This window comes from Aeromonas sp. EU05-FHT14A05, assembly GCF_058791175.1.
The window spans coordinates 162,651-178,886 of sequence record NZ_JBYTDH010000007.1 but is presented as its reverse complement, the minus strand read 5'-3'; the positions used below and the strand labels follow the sequence as shown (position 1 = coordinate 178,886).

Here is a 16,236-nt window from a genome sequence, read left to right as displayed (position 1 = left end):
GGGCACAGGGCCTCAACCCAGCTTGGCGCCGTTCTCCACCGCCTGCTCCGGGATGGCCATCACCACGGCGCCATCGGCCCGGTAGAAGCCGGTCAGCAGAAACTCCGACTGGATGGGACCTATCTGCTTGGCCGGGAAGTTCACCACGGCGACGATCTGGCGCCCCACCAGATCCTCCGGCTGATAGAGATCCGTTATCTGGGCGCTGCTCTTGCGCACCCCGAGCTCGGGGCCGAAATCCGCCCACACCTTGTAGGCGGGCTTGCGTGCCTCGGGGAAGGGCTCGACCCGCACCAGGGTGCCCACTCTCAGCTCCACCATCTCGAACTGCTGCCAGCTTATGGTCTGCATCTTGGCTCCTCCTTTCACACACCTTGCATTGACCCCAGCATGCCTCGAAACGGCAGCCCCTGTCTTCGGCAAGGAGCCGGACTGTTATGGCTGCGGGCCGTTTTGCTGGCGCCAGCGGGAGGGGGTGAGGCCCGTCTCGGCCAGGAAGCGCTCGGCGAAGGCTCCCTGATCCTGATAGCCGCAGCGGCTGGCCACCTCGCCTATGGGCAGGGCACTGTGAGCCAGCAGGGTGCGTGCCAGCGCCATGCGCCGCCCGCGGATGTAGTGGGAGGCGCTCATGCCGAACTGCTGGCGAAAGGCGTGCTTGAACTGGCTCTGGCCGAGGCAGGCAACAGCGGCGAGGCGCTCATTGGTGAGGGGCTCGGCGAGGTGGGCCTCGATGTGGCGCTGCACTCTTGTCATGCGGGGGGCCAGGGTGGGGCCCATGCCCTGACCCTGGGCCAGGAGGCCCAGCCAGACTTGCTCCATGCCGGCCACATGGCGACCCTGGCGCACCATCTGATGGAGGAAGGCGAGGTAGTGGCGCTGGGGCTCGTCCAGGGGGATGAAGGGGCGTTCGCCAAGGGTCTCGGGCAGCCAGTGGCTCTCCTGCACCAGGAAGGAGAGCGCCGGGTCGGCGGCGTAGTCGTGGCGAAGACCGGGGGCGATGACGCAGGCAAAGCCAGGGGCGAGGCGACGACCCTGGCCCTGCACCTCGATCTCGAGGGGGCCGTCCAGGGGGATCACCAGCTGGGCGAAGTCGTGGCTGTGGCTGCTGATGTCGCTCTGGTAGCGGCGCAGGCTGAACGGGCAGGGGGCGGATAGGGATGACGCGGCACCGGGCCGCGTCATCGAAGAGGGGGGATTATGTGCCATGGGCCACCGGATTACTCGGCGTCGAAATCTTCGATCTCTTTGCCGAGCGCCTCCATGATGGCGCGGGCCTCGGCGGGGACGCTGTCCGGATGATCCTTGCGCAGATCGTCGTCACAGGGCAGCGGCTGACCGGTGAATGCGTGCAGGAAGGCCTCACAGAGCAGCTCGCTGTTGGTCGCATGACGCAGGTTGTTCACCTGGCGACGGGTGCGCTCATCGGTCAACACCTTCAGCACCTTGAGCGGGATCGAGACGGTAATCTTCTTGACCTGTTCGCTCTTCTTGCCGTGCTCCGCATAGGGGCTGACGTAGTCGCCGTTCCACTCTGTACCCATGTTCCACCTGTTCTCGTTTGGCCGTGAGCGCGGATTTTAACCCTTAAGGAATTCAATGGCAATCCAACAGCAAAGCCATTTAGACGTCTAGAAGTGTTGACGGCTTTTTTAAGGTGGCGTAGTGTGATGCACCATGGGCCGGCACTCCGGCCAGCGCAAATGAGAGCGGGGCAGGACGACCCACGAGGCGGACCGGCTCCGGCAACACATCAAGGAGAGTGACATGACCCACAAGGCCACCCTGGCGGTACGCACCGGGATTGAGACAGACACACAACACGGTGCCGTGGTGCCCCCCATCTACCTCTCCAGCAACTACACCTTTGCCGACTTTGGCGAGCCTCGTCAATACGATTATGCCCGCTCGGGCAACCCGACCCGAACCAACCTAGCGGACGCCCTGGCGGCCCTGGAAGGGGGCGCCGGCGCCGTGGTGACCGGCACCGGCATGGGGGCCGTCCACCTGGTGACCACGGCCCTGCTCAAGGCGGGGGATCTGCTGATCGCCCCCCACGACTGCTACGGCGGCACCTGGCGCCTGTTCGAGTACCTGGCGGCCAAGGGCCACTACCGGGTGCAGTTCGTCGATCAGGGGGACGAGGCGGCGCTCGCCGAGGCCCTGGCGCAGCAACCGGCCCTGGTGTGGGTAGAGACCCCCTCCAACCCGCTGCTGCGGGTGGTGGACGTGGCCGCCATCGCCGCCGCCTCCCATGAGGTGGGTGCCAAAGTGGTGGTGGACAACACCTTCCTCTCCCCGCTGCTGCAACAGCCGCTCTCGCTGGGTGCCGACGTGGTGGTGCATTCGACCACCAAGTACATCAACGGCCACTCCGACGTGGTGGGCGGGGTCGCGATCGCCAAGGAGGCCCAGCTGGCCGAGTCCCTGGTGTGGTGGGCCAACTGTCTGGGGCTCACCTCCGGCGCCTTCGACTCCTACCTCACCCTGCGCGGCCTGCGCACCCTGGCGCCGCGCCTGCGTGCCCATCAGGAGAACACGGATCGCATTCTCGCCTTCCTGCAGCAGCAGCCGCTGGTCAAAAAAATCTATCATCCCAGCCTGCCGAGCCACCCGGGCCACGAGATTGCGCGCCGTCAACAGTCCGGCTTCGGCGCCATGCTAAGTTTTGAACTCGATTGCACCGAGACGGGGCTGCGCGCCTTCCTCGCGGCGCTGCGCCTCTTCTCGGTGGCGGAATCCCTCGGCGGAGTGGAGAGTCTGGTGGCCCATCCGGCCAGCATGACCCACAGGGCCATGACTCCGGCGGCGCAGCAGGCGGCGGGCATCAGCGCCCAGTTGCTGCGCCTCTCGGTGGGCATAGAACACGGTGAAGACCTGGTGGCCGATCTGGCTCAAGGCTTTGAACAGGCGCAGTTGGCACAACAGGCAGAGCAGGTGAAGTAATGGAACAGCAACAGCAAGGAGAGAGTGCGGTGGCGGCAGAGAGAGCCTTGAAGCGGCGTCATGTGCACAAGTTTGGCGGCAGCAGCCTGGCGGATCCTGTCTGCTATCGCCGGGTCGCCAGCATTCTCGAACAACAGGCCGAGCAGCAGGGCGGGGGCAGGGAGCTGGTGGTGGTCTCCGCCGCCGGCAAGACCACCAACCGGCTGATCCAGCTGGTGGAACTGGCCGAGGCGGGTGACGAGGCCGCAGGGGAAGCCATCACTGCCCTGCACGCCTACCAGCAGAGCCTGATCGACGGCCTGCTGGAGGGGGAGTTGCTGCTCGACTTGAGCCAGCAGCTGACCGACGACATGCAGCAGATCGCCAAGACCCTGGAAGGGCAGTTTGATCGCTTCGAGCGCAACGGCCTGCTGGCCTTTGGCGAGGTGTGGTCGGCGCGCCTGCTGGCCGCCCTGCTCAGCAGCCGCGGCGACAAGGCCATCTGGCTCGACGCCCGCAGCTTCCTGCGCGCCGAGGATGGCGCCCTGGTCAAGGTCAATACCGCCATCTCCAGCGAGCTGCTCAAGGCCCGCCTGGCGGAGCATCCCGGCCGCATAGTGGTGACCGGCTTCATCGCCGCCGACATGGAGGGGCGCTCCCTGCTGCTCGGTCGCAACGGCTCCGACTACAGCGCCAGCCTGCTGGCCGCCCTGGCGGACGGGGAGTCCACCACCATCTGGAGTGACGTGGCCGGTGTCTACAGCGCCGATCCGCGCCGGGTGAAGGAGGCGCGCCTGCTGGAGCGCCTGAGCCTGGCGGAGGCCAACGAGCTGGCCCGCCTCGGCTCCTCCGTGCTCCATTCCCGCACCCTGCAGCCGGTGGCCGACAGCCGCCAGCGCCTCACCCTGCGCTGCAGCTACAACCCGGACGAGGGCTGCACCCATATCCTGCGCCGGGCGCCGCGCTCCGGCGGGGCGCGCATCGTCTCCTCGGTGGATCAGATAGCCCTCATCGAGCTCAAGGTGCTGCCCCAGACAGGTTATGAGCAGACGGTGGCGGCTATCGAGGCCCATCTGGCCCGCCATCGCCTCCACCCGCTCACCCTGCAGCGCCAGCCGGATCGGCGAGTGCTGCGCCTGGCCTACACCCTGGAGGTGGCGCAAGGGGCCTTCGAGGTGCTGCGGGACTTCCAGCTGCAGGGCAGCTTCACCGGCCTCATCCAGAAGGAGGGGTTCAGCCTGGTGGCCCTGGTGGGGGCAGGGGTGACCGACAACGCCGAGCAGTGTCACCGCTTCTACCAGCTGCTGGCGGATCAGCCCCTGGAGTTCGTCCAGGTGGCCCGAGATGGCCTGAGCCTGGTGGCCGTGCTGCGCCAGGTGGTGCTGGAGCCCTTGCTCATCGCCCTGCACAGCGCCCTGTTCAGCCGCCCGACCCGGGTCGGTCTGGTGGTGTTCGGCAAGGGCAACATAGGGGGTCACTGGCTGGCGCTCTACGCCCGGGAGAAGGCGCGGCTCGAGCACGAGCTCAATCTGGCGCTCACCCTCTACGGGGTGTTCGACTCCAAGGGCGGCCTGCTGGATGAAGAGGGGCTGGATCCCCTCAAGGTGCGCGACAACTTCAACCCCAGACCGCTTATCTGGCCGGAGCTGCTCTCCCAGCTGGAGCAGCACGGTTTTGACTCCCTGATTGCGCTGGACATGACCGCCAGCGAGACGGTGAGCCGCTACTACCCGGACTTCGCCCAGCTCGGCTGCCACATCATAGCGGCCAACAAGTTTGCCGGCGCCGCCGACAGCGAGTTCTACCAGCGCATAAAGCAGAGCTGCCGCGATCACCAGGTGCAGTGGCGCTACAACGCCACCGTGGGGGCCGGGCTGCCCATCCAGTCCAGCATCCAGATGCTGCGCCAGAGCGGGGATCGCATCCAGGGAGTCTCCGGCATCTTCTCCGGCACCCTCTCCTGGCTGTTCCAGCAGTATGACGGCAGCCGCCCCTTCTCCGAGCTGGTGGACGAGGCCTGGCAGCACGGTCTGACCGAGCCGGATCCCCGGGAGGATCTCTCCGGTCAGGACGTGCGCCGCAAGCTGCTCATCCTGGCGCGAGAGGCGGGCTTCGAGCTCGACTCCGCCGACATCGAGCTGGAGAACCTGGTGCCCGTCTCCCTGCGCAAGGTGAGCACGGATCAGTTCATGGACAGGCTCAAGGAGCTGGATGATCCCATCCAGACCGCGTTCGAGGGGGCACGCCGGGTCGGCAAGGTGCTGCGCTACGTCGCCCGTTTCGAGCACGACGGCAAGGCGCGGGTCGGGCTGGAGACCCTGGAGCCCCACCATCCGTTCGCCAACCTCCTGCCCTGCGACAACGTGTTTGCCATCGAGAGCGACAGCTATCGCACCAATCCGCTGGTCATTCAGGGGCCTGGGGCGGGGCGCGAGGTGACGGCCGCCGCCATTCAGTACGACTTGTGGCAGATCTGTGCCAGCCTGTAATGGTTGAGAGCAATGAAGAAGAGGCGCCCAAGGGCGCCTCTTCTCGTTGGTGGTCGCAATGCCTTACCAGAACAGCCTGCCCAACAGGGGGGCGAGCAGCACAGTCGCCATGCCGGCTATCATCATCACCATGCTGGAGACCACCCCCTCCTCGTTGCCCATCTGGTACGCCCTGGCGGTGCCTGCGCCATGGGCGGAGGCGCCGAAACCCGCCCCCTTGCCAAGGCGGCTGCGGATGGCGAGCACCGTCAGCACGCTCTCCCCCACCGCCATGCCGATCACCCCGGTCAGTACCACGAACAGGGCGGTGAGATCGGCGTTGCCACCGACCGAGCGGGTTGCCTCCACCGCGAAGGGGGTGGTGATGGATCGCATGGCCATGCTGCGCTGCAACAGCTCGGAGAGGTTGAGCCAGCGGGCCAGCAGCACTGTGCTGCCCACCGCCATCACCACAGAGGCGATCACCCCCACCGACAGGGAGAGCCAGTGGCGGCGCATCAGCGCGCGGTTCTCGTAGACGGGCACCGCGAAGGCGACGGTGGCCGGGCCCAGCAGCCAGAGCAGCCAGTGGGATTCGGCCATGTAGTCCTGATAGGGGATGTGGAACAGCACCACCATGGCCACCAGCAGGGCGGGGGCCAGCAGCAGTGGCATCAGGGGCAGGATGCGTTTCTTGCCATAGAGCCACTTGCTGGCGTAGTAGAACAGCAGGGTGAGGGCGAAGCAGAGCAGGCCGAGCAGGGTGTCAGACATGGCGGCGACTCCGGCGGGCCAGCTTCAGCTCCAGGCGATAGACCCTGTCCACCACCAGGGCCGTGGTGCCGAGCACCAGCACAGTGCTTGTCACCAGCACCACCATGATGCGCCACCCCTCCTGCAGCAGCAGATCCTGATAGTTGACCACGGCCACCACGGCGGGCACGAAGAACAGCAGCATCTCCGCCAGCAGCCAGCGGGCCCCGGCGCTGAACCACTGGGCCTTGACCACCCCGAGCAGGATGCAGACCAGCAGCAACAGCATGCCGGTGAGGTTGGCGGGCAGGGGCAGGTGGAAGGTGCGTACCGCGGTGTCGGCCAGCAGCCAGATGGCCGCCAGCAGGGCGATTTGGAAGGGGGTTTGCAACCAGCGAAGGCAGAAGGCTTTCATGATGGGCGTCTTTCTGTGAACCTGGTCACAGTATAAGCGGGGGCCAAACCTGCAAAAAATGAATTTAAATTATGAGAAATATGCCAAATTGGCATTATTTGGCGATAACCCCAGACGAGCGTCCCATGGATATCCGAGCCCTGCGTTACTTTGTCGAACTGGTGCGGGAGAAGAGCTTCACCCGCGCCTCCGAGAAGCTGTTCGTCACCCAGCCCACCATCAGCAAGATGATCCGCAGCATGGAGGAGGAGCTGGGCCAGCCCCTGCTCAATCGGGAGGGGCACAGCTTCACCCTGACCGACAGCGGCCAGGTGCTGTTTGCCCGCGGCCAGCTGATCCTGGCCCAGATGCAGCAGCTGGAGGCGGAGCTTGCGGATCTGCAGAGCCTGCAGCACGGGCGCCTGGCGCTGGGCATCCCCCCCATGGTGGGCCACGTCTATGCGGATCTCATCCGCGCCTACCGCAGCCGCTACCCCAAGGTGGAGCTCTCCATCGTCGAGTACGGCGGGCGCCGCATCGAGCAGGCGGTGCTGGAGGGGGAGCTGGATCTCGCCATCACCATGTTGCCGACCAGGGAAGAGGGGGTACTGAGCGCCCTGGAGCTGGACTGCTATCCCATTCAGGTGGTGCTGCCGGACCTGCCCCGCTGGCGCGGGGAGAGCGAGATCCGGCTGGCGGATCTGCAGGAGGAGCCCTTCCTGCTCTACACCCAGGCCTTCACCCTGAGCGAGCGGCTGGAGCAGGCCTGTCAGCAGGCGGGCTTCGTGCCCCAGGTGGCGGCGCGCAGCAGTCAGTGGGATTTTCTCACCGCCATGGTGCGCAGCGGCATGGGGGTCGCCTTCCTGCCCGAGCCCATCTGCCGGCGGCTGACCCCGGACGGCCTGGTGCTGAGGCCCTTGTTGCCGGAGCTGAGCTGGCGGCTCGGGGTGATCTGGCCCGCGAAACGCTACCTCTCCCGCACCGCCGAGGCCTGGCTCGCCCTGTGTCGCGAGCAGGGGGCGCGGGGCTAGACGCTACTTGCCGACCTTGTCCCCCTGTGTCGCGAGCAGGGGGCGCGGGGCTAGGTGCTACTTGCCGACCTTGTCCCCCTGTGTCGCGAGCAGGGGGCACGGGGCTAGGCGCTACTTGCCGACCTTGTCCCCCTGTGTCGCGAGCAGGGGGCACGGTGCTAGGCGCTACTTGCCGATCTTGTCCCCCTTGTCGTGGGGAGGCACACCGAAGGCATCCCGGGCTGGATCATAGAGATAGGACCTGTAGTCGCTCCCCTCGCCGGGCAGCTGGGGGTTGCTCAGCCTGAACAGCTGGCGCGCGGCCAGCTGGGTGAACGCCAGGGAGGGTTGGAAGTGCTGGCGCCAGAGCCGTTTGAGTGAACCGTCCTGCCAGGCCAGCCGCAGGCCGAGCTGGATGCGCTCGCGCTCCTTGTCGTAGGTGGCATGGCTGTAGAAGGCGTGGATCAGCGGGTAGAAGAGGGCCACATGGCGATCGACGGCGAGGGTCGGCAGCCTGGGGTGGTGGGTCTCCCACTCCGCCAGTATCTCGTTGGCGCCGCGACAGAAGAGATCGACCCGGCCACGGGCCACCATGCGAAACAGCGACTCGTAGTTGTCCACCTCCTGCACCTGGAAGCCGTTGTGGCGCAGGATGTCGGCATCCTGCCACTCCTTGCCTGTCCCCTGACTGAACGCCTGCAGCTGGGCCAGGGTACGGACCCCGGCCAGATCCTTGGCGCGGTCAGCCGCGACGAAGCAGACCCGGTAACCGAGAATGCCGAGATCGATGGGGAAGGGGAGCAGGCTGACCTCGGGGTGAGGCGTCTTCTGGGGCCAGCTGTCGACGATGAAGAGGGCACTCTTGCCCGGTTTTTGCACCTCGAGCCGCATCCGCGCCTTGTTCATCTTGAGGGAGTCACGCAGTTCGTAGTCGCCGTATTGCTGGCGGGTCTTCTCCAGCGCCAGCCGCATCGCCTCCCGGTAGTAGTCCATGCGGGCATCCTGTTCGTTTTCCGGGCTGAGCAGGGTAAATCGGGTGGCCGCCATCGGGGAGGAGGAGAGGGAGAGCGTGAATAGCAGGAGCAGGAGTCGATACATCTTGGCCGGGTTCTACAACGGGATTGTGCCCATTATAGTTCGCTGCCCCACCGGCGACACAGCCCTATTGGCCCCCGGCTCCTCTGACCTCTGGGCCTGGCCCCAGACGGCTTTCATAAGCAAACCCGATTGGCGACACAGTGCGATTGTCCCCCCGGCTCCTCTGACCTTTGGGCCTGGCCCCAGACGGCTTTGGGGCCCGGACGCCTCGGGCCTCCGGGCTTATCCCAAGCGGCTCCATCAGCAAACCCCATTGGCGACACAGTGCGATTGCCCCCCGGCTCCTCTGACCTCTGGGTCTGGTCCCAGACGGCTTTGGGGCCCGGACGCCTCGGGTTTCCGGGCTTATCCCAAGCGGCTCCATCAGTAAGCCCGATTGGCGACACAGTACGATTGTCCCCCCAACACCTCTGACTTGTGTGGCTCGTCTCAGACGGTTTCCATCAGGGCGCCCAGCTGGCGACACAGCCGGCGCAGGGTCTGGTTGTCGAGGCAGCCGAAGCCGAGCAGCCAGCCCTCCCGGGTGGGAGGGGCGAGGTGATACTGGTGCAGGGGGCGCAGCCCCAGCCCCCGGGCGTTGGCCGCCTCTGTCCAGCGGGCCTCGCCCCCGGCGGGGAGCAGCACGGCGCACTGCAGCCCGGCGCCGCTGTGGATGGGGATGAGCCTGGGGCAGTGTTCGGCCAGCTCGGCCAGCAGCAGATCCCGCCGGCTCTGGTAGACGAGGCGGCTCTGGCGCAGGTGGGTGGCGAAGTGGCCGGCGCGGATGAAGTCTGCGGTGACCGCCTGCTGCAGCTGGTTGCTGTGGCCGTCGACGGCGGCGCGGGCCCGGCTGAAGGCCTCCATCAGGGGGCGTGGCAAGACCAGGTAGGCGAGGCGCAAGGAACCAAACAGCACCTTGCTGAAGGTGCCCACATAGAGGACGCGCCCCTGGCCATCCAGCCCCTGCAGGGCGGGGAGCGGCCGCTGATCGTACTGGTACTCCCCGTCGTAGTCGTCCTCCAGGATCCAGGCCCCGCGCCGCTCGGCCTCCGCCAGCAGCGCCATGCGGCGCGGCAGGCTCATGGGCACGCCCAGGGGGTACTGGTGGGCCGGGGTGCAGTAGATGAGCCTGGGGCTGGGATGTTCACCGGCAGGGTTGAGCCCCTCGGCGTCCACCGGCACCGGGTGGATGCGGGCGCCGGCGCTCTCCATGGCGGTGCGGGCCCCAGGATAACCCGGATCCTCCACCCAGACGGTGTCACCGGCATCGATGAGCAGCTGGGTCGCCAGCAATATGCCCTGCTGGGAGCTGGTGAGGATCAGGATCTGCTCCGGCTCGCACACCACGCCCCGCGACTGCACCAGGTAGCTGCTGATGGCGGTGCGCAGCTCCCCAAGCCCTTGCGGATCCCCGTAATTCATCCAGTCGCTGGCCCCCCGGCGCCACTGCTGCTGCATCAGGCGACCCCAGAGTGCCTGGGGAAAGAGGCGGGGATCCGGCTGGCTGGAGGCAAAGGAGTTGCCCACCTCGGGCACCTCGTGGCAGGCCCCCCCTTGCGCCAGCTCCTGACCACGGCGGGAGAGCCCCGCCGCCGACTGGGGCGGGCGCGGAGCGGGGCGCACCGTCGCCAGGGCGACGAAGCTGCCGGCCCCCACCTTGCGCACCAGATACCCCTCCGCCTCCAGCCGGCCATAGGCCAGCTCCACAGTGCTGCGGGAGACGCCGAGATCCCGGGCCAGCATGCGGCTGGCCGGCAGCCTGCCGTGCAGCGGCAGATGGCCCGCCAGTATTGCTTCCCGCAGGGTGCGCACCAGCTGTTCGTGCAGGGGAAGATCGTTTTGCTGCTGGTCGGCAAAGAGGGTTGGCAGGACTGTCATGATTGGCCTCCGCGGTGCCGGGGCAGATGGCCCCCCCATCCGGATATAGCCTCCCGCAGGGTGCGCACCAGCTGTTCGTGCAGGGGAAGATCGTTTTGTTGCTGGTCGGCAAAGAGGGTCGGCAGGACTGTCATGGCACTTTCCGTTGCGGATAAATTGGTCTGCCCATATTGGCAAAATTGGTCGGCGTGGCAAGGCCATTTTGTCGCTACATTGGTGGACAAGGAAGTGAAGCAACCCCATTGGCAACACACATTGGCTACAGAAGGAGTCTGCATGTCGGAATACAGTGCCACCATCAGCTGGCAGCGAGGGGCCAGCGAGTCCTTTGTCGATCAGCGCTACAGCCGGGCCCATGAGTGGGCGTTTGACGGCGGGGTCAGGGTGCCCGCCTCCTCCTCCCCCCATGTGGTGCCCTTGCCTTACTCGGTGGCCGAGCACGTGGATCCCGAGGAGGCCTTCGTCGCATCCCTCTCCAGCTGTCACATGCTGACCTTCCTCTGGCTGGTCGCCAGGGCGGGTTATCTGGTGGAGAGCTACCGGGATGAGGCCGTCGGCGTCATGGAGCCGAACGAGCGTGGCCGCCAGTCCATCACCCGCGTCACCCTACGCCCCAGGGTGGTGTTTGGTGGCGAACGCCGGCCGGATCTCGCCGCGCTGGAGCGGCTGCACCACCAGGCCCACGAGGAGTGCTTTATCGCCAACTCGGTCAACACAGTCGTCACCACAGAGATAGCACTGTAATCACAAGGAGGCTCAGGATGAGTCATGTATTGAGTACCGGGGTTGCGAGCCCGCTGGAGGCCAGCGCCTTCTTCGAGGCCCAGTTGAAGTTTCGCACCGATCCGGCGGATCTCGCCGCCGATCTGCTGGCCGGGGAGGCGGGTGAAGGGGGCGGCATAGTGGTCATCGACACCCGCTCCCCCGCGTACTACGCCGAGGGCCATATCCCGGGCGCCATCTCCTTCCCCCATCGCACCATGAGCCCGGCGACCACCCAGGGGCTGTCGCGGGACAGGGTCTATGTCTGTTACTGCGATGGCATCGGCTGCAACGGCTCGACCCAGGGAGCGTACAAGCTGGCGGCGCTCGGCTTCAGGGTCAAGGAGCTGATCGGCGGCCTGCACTGGTGGCGTCAGGACGGCTTCGCCGTCGCCACCGGCAGCGAACCTGGGGTGCTGCTGGAAGGGGGGATCGCCTGTGCCTGCTGAACCCCTCTTCAACGGCCATGGCCAGCCCCTGGGGAGTGCGCTGCCAGACTGGCGGGGTGCCGAGTTTCCCCCTCACCGCGTGCTGAGCGGCTGGGGCTGTCGCCTGGAACCGCTCGATCCCGAGCGCCACGGCGGCAGCCTGTGGCAGGCCTTCAGTGCCGACAGCGGGGCCATGTGGACCTATCTCACCAGCGGCCCCTTCGAGGATGAGGCGGCCATGCTGGCCTGGCTGCGAGGCGTCGCCGCCAAGGTCGATCCCCAGTTCTATGCCATTGTCGATGCGGGGAGCGGCCGGGCGCTGGGGCTCGCCAGCTATCTGCGCATCGACCCCGCCGCGGGCAGCGTGGAGGTGGGCTGGCTGCACTTCTCGCCGGCCCTGCAGCAGTCGCGGCTGGCGACGGCGGCCATGGCGCTGATGATGGCCAATGCCTTCGCCCTGGGGTATCGCCGCTACGAGTGGAAGTGCAATGCCCTGAACCGCCCCTCCTGGCAGGCGGCGCTGCGCCTCGGCTTTTGCTATGAGGGGACCTTCCGCCAGGCCCGGGTGGACAAGGGGCACAGTCGGGATACCGCCTGGTTCTCGGTGATAGACGGCGAGTGGCCTGCCCTGAAGGGCTGTTTCGAGCGCTGGCTGGCGGAGGATAACTTCGACGAGCAGGGGCGCCAACGGTTGCGACTCTCCGAACTGACCGCCGAAGTGCACCGCACCTAGGCGAATGAGTGGTAGCGACAAGGGCGGCATCGAGCCGCCCTTGTCATCTCCCCAGCCATCTCCCTTCTCTGCACGCGGGCCACCTTCAGGTCCCGAAGCAACCCGGGCCTTTCTCTTTACATCTCCCCCCTTGCATTAACTTCCGCTTACTGTATTTTACATTTAAAGATTTTAGTCTTTCGAACGAAAGCAAAAGGGAAGAGAGCGAGGGATATCATGGCTGACACTTTTACCTGTGAAACACTGCCTGCCGATCACAAGGCGGCTATCCGCGAGATGAAGCGGGCGCTGCGCGCCCGGCTTGGCGATGTGAACGCGCTGTTTCGGCGGCTGAGCCAGAGGATCGAAGAGCGCCTTGCCGAGATTGAACGGCTGAAGGCGAGCGGAGACCCCGTGTGGCCGGTGCTCGATTATCGCGATGTCGCCGCAGGCTGCGTGCCGGAGTCGGTGCGCGAGCTGATCAAGCGGCGGGGTTGTGCCGTCATCAAGGGCCATTTCCCCCGCGAGCAGGCGCTGGCCTGGGATCAGTCGATGCTGGCGTACCTGGACCATAACCGCTTCGACGACATCTACCAGGGCCCCGGCGACAGCTTCTTCGGCTCCCTGGAGGCCTCGCGGCCCGAGATCTATCCCATCTACTGGTCACAGGCACAGATGCAGGCACGCCAGAGCGAGCAGATGGCGTCGGTGCAGTCTTTCCTCAACCGGCTCTGGACCTTCGAGCGCGATGGCAAGCGGTGGTTCGACCCCGACATCAGCGTGATCTATCCGGACCGGATCCGCCGCCGCCCGCCCGGCACGACCTCGAAGGGGTTGGGGGCCCATACCGACTCGGGGGCGCTGGAGCGCTGGCTGCTGCCGGCCTATCAGCGGGTGTTCGCCAGGGTCTTCGATGGCCGGCTCGACAGCTATGATCCCTGGGATGCCGCGCACCGCACCGAGGTGGATGAGTATACGGTCGACAACACCACCAAGTGCTCCGTCTTCCGCACCTTCCAGGGGTGGACCGCGCTCTCCGACATGATCCCGGGGCAGGGTTTGCTCCATGTGGTACCCATTCCCGAGGCGATGGCGTACATATTGCTGCGTCCGCTGCTGGACGACGTGCCGGAAGACGAGCTCTGCGGCGTCGCGCCGGGCAGGGTATTGCCCGTCTCCGAGCAGTGGCACCCCTTGTTGATCAAGGCCCTGACCTCGATCCCTGCGCTGGAGGCGGGTGATTCCGTCTGGTGGCACTGCGATCTCATCCATTCGGTGGCCCCGGTCACCGACCAGCAAGGCTGGGGCAACGTGATGTATATTCCGGCGGCGCCCATGTGCGACAAGAACCGGGTCTATGCGCACAAGGTGAGGGCGGCGCTGGAGCTCGGCGCCTCGCCGGGCGACTTCCCGCGGGAGGACTACGAGACCGACTGGCGTGATCGCTTCACCCCAGCCGATCTGAACCGCAATGGCCGACGGGCGCTGGCGATGGAGGATTGATGGCCTCCTTCGCCAGCTGTATCGGGTTGGCGCCTTGAGGTGCGACCCGTCACGGGACAGGGAGAAACGACAAGGGCGGCCATCGGGCCGCCCTTGTCATCTACATCGCTTGCGCAGCATCACTCGCCTATGGGGGCGGCAATCCAGTTCATCAGGCGCACCATGTCTTCCGGGGCTACCCCGACCGAGAGGCCGCGCTTGCCGCCACTCACCAGTATCTCGTCAAAGGCCATGGCGGAGTCGTCCAGCACGGTCGGCAGCAGCTTCTTCTGGGCCAGCGGGCTGATGCCCCCCACCTTGTAACCAGTCAGCTTCTCGGCGTCGGCCGGCTTCATCATCTCCACCTTCTTGAGCCCGGTGGCCTTGGCGAGTCGCTTGAGGCTGCACATGCCGGAGGAGGGGACTATGGCGACTACCGCCTGCTTGTCGTGGTGGGCCAGCAGAGTCTTGAACACCTGAGCCTGGGGCAGGCCCAGCTGGGTCGCGGCATGCTTGCCGAAATCGTCGTGGGCCTCGCACTCGTAGGGGTAGAGCTTGTGGGGGATCTTGAGTTTCTTCAGCAGGTTGATGGCGGGTGTCATGGGGTCTCCTCGGGCCGGAACAAGGCCAGACAGTCTGCGCCCGGGCGACGGGCATGGCAAGTGTCAGCCTTCCCCCCCCATGGGGGCCTCTGTTCGCGCAACCGGATGCCGGATCCTATGATCTGAGCTCTTGTTCCCGCATTCCACCGCGATGCGATGGCGATCGAAAGGAATCGTAGCCATGAATACCCCAGCAATCCGCTCTCGCGATATCGACACGTTCGATCGTTATGAGGCCCTGGCCCGGCTGACCGCCCTCGACCGTACCTACGGCATGGTCGAGTTCGATCTGGATGGCCGCATGGTGTCGGTCAATCCGCTGTTCTGTCGCATGTTCGGTTATGCCGCCGATGCGCTGGTCGGCGAGTCCCATCTGCTGCTGTTGCCGCCGGAGCTGCACGCCGACTACGGACGCTTCTGGCAGGACGTGCTGAAGGGCGAGATCCACTCGGGGGAATTTCGCCGCATCATGCGCGATGGCGGTACCCTCTGGATCCACGCCACCTACATGCCCGTCACCGACGAGGCGGGGGCCCTGCTCGGGGTGATCAAGCTGGCCCACGACATCACCTCAGAGGTGCTGGCCAAGCAACGGGTCGAGCAACAGAGCCAGCTGTTCGACATCGTCGTGGCCGCCCACCAGAGCTTTCTGCTCGATCGCAATCTCGGCTCCGCCTGTGACACCGTGTTCGAGCGGCTGCTGAGCGTCAGCCAGAGCACCTATGGCTTCATCGGCATCGTCCAGTACGAGGAGGGGCGGCCCAGCCTCTACATCCCCTCCATCTCGAACGTCTCCTGGGACGAGGCGACCCATGCCTGGTACGAGCAGCAACGCCAGAACCGGGGCGGCCTCATCTTCAGCAAGCTCGACAACCTGTTCGGTCACGTGGTTACCCACAATGCCCTGGTGTGCTGCAACGATCTGCCGAGTCATCCGGCGAGCCGCGGCGTCTCCCCCCGGGGGCATCCCCGTCTGGACAGTTTTCTCGGCATCCCCATCCGCCACAAGGGGGAAGCCATCGGCATGATAGCCCTGGCGAACCGTCCCTGTGGCTTCGACGAAACCCTGGTGACCCAGCTCGAACCGCTCACCACGGCCCTGGGCACCCTGATCCACGCCCGCAATCTGGAGGACGAGCGCAGCCGGATGGAGCGGGTGCTGCGCTTCAACGCCGAGCACGACTTTCTCACCAAGCTGCCCAACCGCAGCAGCTTCTTCACCCAGGCCAATGTGCTGCTCGATCACATCCAGCGCCATCCGGCCGAGGGGGAAGCCTGCTGCCTGGTCCTGATCGATATCGACTTCTTCAAGCAGATCAACGATGAACATGGCCACCTTGCCGGGGATGCGGTGCTCGAGGAGCTGGCCCGTCTGCTGATGCAGTCGGTGCGCAGCCAGGATCTGGTGGCGAGGTTCGGCGGGGAGGAGTTCATCATGCTGCTGCGCGGCACCACCCAGGAGGAGGCTCGCGCCATCATGGAGCGCATCCGGCAACTGGTCGAGCAGCACAGCTTCCAGTATCAACACCAGACGATCACCGTCACCATCAGCCTGGGCCTCACCCCCTATCAGATGAGCTACCGCTGCATGGATGACTGGCTGCTGTGCGTGGATCAGCGCCTCTACGAGGCCAAGCGCCGGGGACGAAACCGGATTGCCTAGGCTGGTTGCCAGCTGACATAAAAGGGCGCCATATAGGCGCCCTTTTATGTCAGCTGGATAGCCCGGCCATCAACCCGTGTTTAGC

General features: G+C 65.9%; 16 protein-coding genes. 8 read left to right on the top strand and 8 right to left on the bottom strand.

The window, feature by feature from the left end; translation table 11 throughout:
- Positions 1–12 precede the first annotated feature (12 nt).
- The 3 genes from AC3WR3_RS12395 to metJ all read right to left on the bottom strand — a co-directional run bounded on the left by AC3WR3_RS12395 (position 13) and on the right by metJ (position 1,541).
- Complete coding sequence (locus AC3WR3_RS12395) at positions 13–351, bottom strand: tRNA-binding protein (RefSeq protein WP_005327160.1); 339 nt, start codon at positions 349–351, stop codon at positions 13–15.
- A gap of 84 nt (positions 352–435) precedes the next feature.
- Entirely contained in the window at positions 436–1,182 is a 747-nt protein-coding gene (locus AC3WR3_RS12390) for a helix-turn-helix domain-containing protein (protein ID WP_429161161.1), read from the bottom strand.
- 35 nt (positions 1,183–1,217) lie between these two features.
- Positions 1,218–1,541, bottom strand: a complete 324-nt coding sequence (gene metJ / locus AC3WR3_RS12385; RefSeq protein WP_005327165.1) for a met regulon transcriptional regulator MetJ — start codon at positions 1,539–1,541, stop codon at positions 1,218–1,220.
- 223 nt (positions 1,542–1,764) lie between these two features.
- Between metJ and metB the strand changes: the two genes are divergently transcribed.
- Together metB and AC3WR3_RS12375 are read left to right on the top strand one after the other, a co-directional pair.
- Positions 1,765–2,943, top strand: coding sequence for a cystathionine gamma-synthase (gene metB / locus AC3WR3_RS12380; RefSeq protein ID WP_492291993.1), 1,179 nt, complete (start codon positions 1,765–1,767; stop codon positions 2,941–2,943).
- The gene (locus AC3WR3_RS12375; RefSeq protein ID WP_247625496.1) at positions 2,943–5,411 is read left to right on the top strand and encodes a bifunctional aspartate kinase/homoserine dehydrogenase II; all 2,469 of its coding nucleotides are present in this window, start codon (positions 2,943–2,945) and stop codon (positions 5,409–5,411) included. The genes metB and AC3WR3_RS12375 overlap by 1 nt, the downstream gene beginning before the upstream one ends.
- Positions 5,412–5,474: 63 nt before the next feature.
- On the opposite strand, the gene AC3WR3_RS12370 is transcribed toward AC3WR3_RS12375, so the two are convergent.
- Both AC3WR3_RS12370 and AC3WR3_RS12365 read right to left on the bottom strand, forming a co-directional pair.
- Positions 5,475–6,164 carry an LrgB family protein gene (locus tag AC3WR3_RS12370; RefSeq protein ID WP_479759054.1) on the bottom strand — a complete coding sequence of 230 codons (690 nt, stop codon included), beginning with the start codon at positions 6,162–6,164 and terminating at the stop codon, positions 5,475–5,477.
- On the bottom strand, positions 6,157–6,558 hold the full coding sequence (locus AC3WR3_RS12365; RefSeq protein ID WP_042648380.1) for a CidA/LrgA family protein: 402 nt from the start codon (positions 6,556–6,558) through the stop codon (positions 6,157–6,159). Before AC3WR3_RS12365 ends, AC3WR3_RS12370 begins: the two co-directional genes overlap by 8 nt.
- 125 nt (positions 6,559–6,683) lie before the next feature.
- On the opposite strand from AC3WR3_RS12365, the gene AC3WR3_RS12360 reads away from it, so the two are divergent.
- Positions 6,684–7,568: a LysR family transcriptional regulator gene (locus AC3WR3_RS12360; protein ID WP_043128480.1), complete on the top strand. Its 885-nt coding sequence runs from the start codon at positions 6,684–6,686 to the stop codon at positions 7,566–7,568.
- A gap of 165 nt (positions 7,569–7,733) precedes the next feature.
- On the opposite strand, the gene AC3WR3_RS12355 is transcribed toward AC3WR3_RS12360, so the two are convergent.
- The gene (locus tag AC3WR3_RS12355; protein WP_492291992.1) at positions 7,734–8,645 is read right to left on the bottom strand and encodes a hypothetical protein; all 912 of its coding nucleotides are present in this window, start codon (positions 8,643–8,645) and stop codon (positions 7,734–7,736) included.
- A gap of 429 nt (positions 8,646–9,074) precedes the next feature.
- Positions 9,075–10,502, bottom strand: a complete 1,428-nt coding sequence (pdxR, locus tag AC3WR3_RS12350; protein ID WP_492291991.1) for a MocR-like pyridoxine biosynthesis transcription factor PdxR — start codon at positions 10,500–10,502, stop codon at positions 9,075–9,077.
- Positions 10,503–10,778: 276 nt separating this feature from the next.
- Here pdxR and AC3WR3_RS12345 point away from each other — a divergent pair, with 276 nt between their 5' ends.
- From AC3WR3_RS12345 to AC3WR3_RS12330, 4 genes are all read left to right on the top strand, one after another.
- Complete coding sequence (locus AC3WR3_RS12345; protein ID WP_492291990.1) at positions 10,779–11,246, top strand: OsmC family protein; 468 nt, start codon at positions 10,779–10,781, stop codon at positions 11,244–11,246.
- Positions 11,247–11,263: 17 nt separating this feature from the next.
- Positions 11,264–11,713: a rhodanese-like domain-containing protein gene (locus AC3WR3_RS12340; protein ID WP_492291989.1), complete on the top strand. Its 450-nt coding sequence runs from the start codon at positions 11,264–11,266 to the stop codon at positions 11,711–11,713.
- On the top strand, positions 11,703–12,425 hold the full coding sequence (locus AC3WR3_RS12335) for a GNAT family N-acetyltransferase (protein ID WP_492291988.1): 723 nt from the start codon (positions 11,703–11,705) through the stop codon (positions 12,423–12,425). The genes AC3WR3_RS12340 and AC3WR3_RS12335 overlap by 11 nt, the downstream gene beginning before the upstream one ends.
- A 216-nt stretch (positions 12,426–12,641) precedes the next feature.
- Positions 12,642–13,907 (top strand): DUF1479 domain-containing protein, encoded by a 1,266-nt coding sequence (locus AC3WR3_RS12330; RefSeq protein ID WP_319917233.1) that lies wholly within the window; start codon positions 12,642–12,644, stop codon positions 13,905–13,907.
- 119 nt (positions 13,908–14,026) lie between these two features.
- Here AC3WR3_RS12330 and ybaK read toward each other — a convergent pair whose 3' ends face one another.
- Complete coding sequence (gene ybaK / locus AC3WR3_RS12325) at positions 14,027–14,488, bottom strand: Cys-tRNA(Pro) deacylase (RefSeq protein WP_492291987.1); 462 nt, start codon at positions 14,486–14,488, stop codon at positions 14,027–14,029.
- 181 nt (positions 14,489–14,669) lie between these two features.
- Here ybaK and AC3WR3_RS12320 point away from each other — a divergent pair, with 181 nt between their 5' ends.
- Positions 14,670–16,151, top strand: a complete 1,482-nt coding sequence (locus AC3WR3_RS12320) for a sensor domain-containing diguanylate cyclase (RefSeq protein ID WP_492291986.1) — start codon at positions 14,670–14,672, stop codon at positions 16,149–16,151.
- The last annotated feature ends 85 nt before the right edge of the window (positions 16,152–16,236 follow it).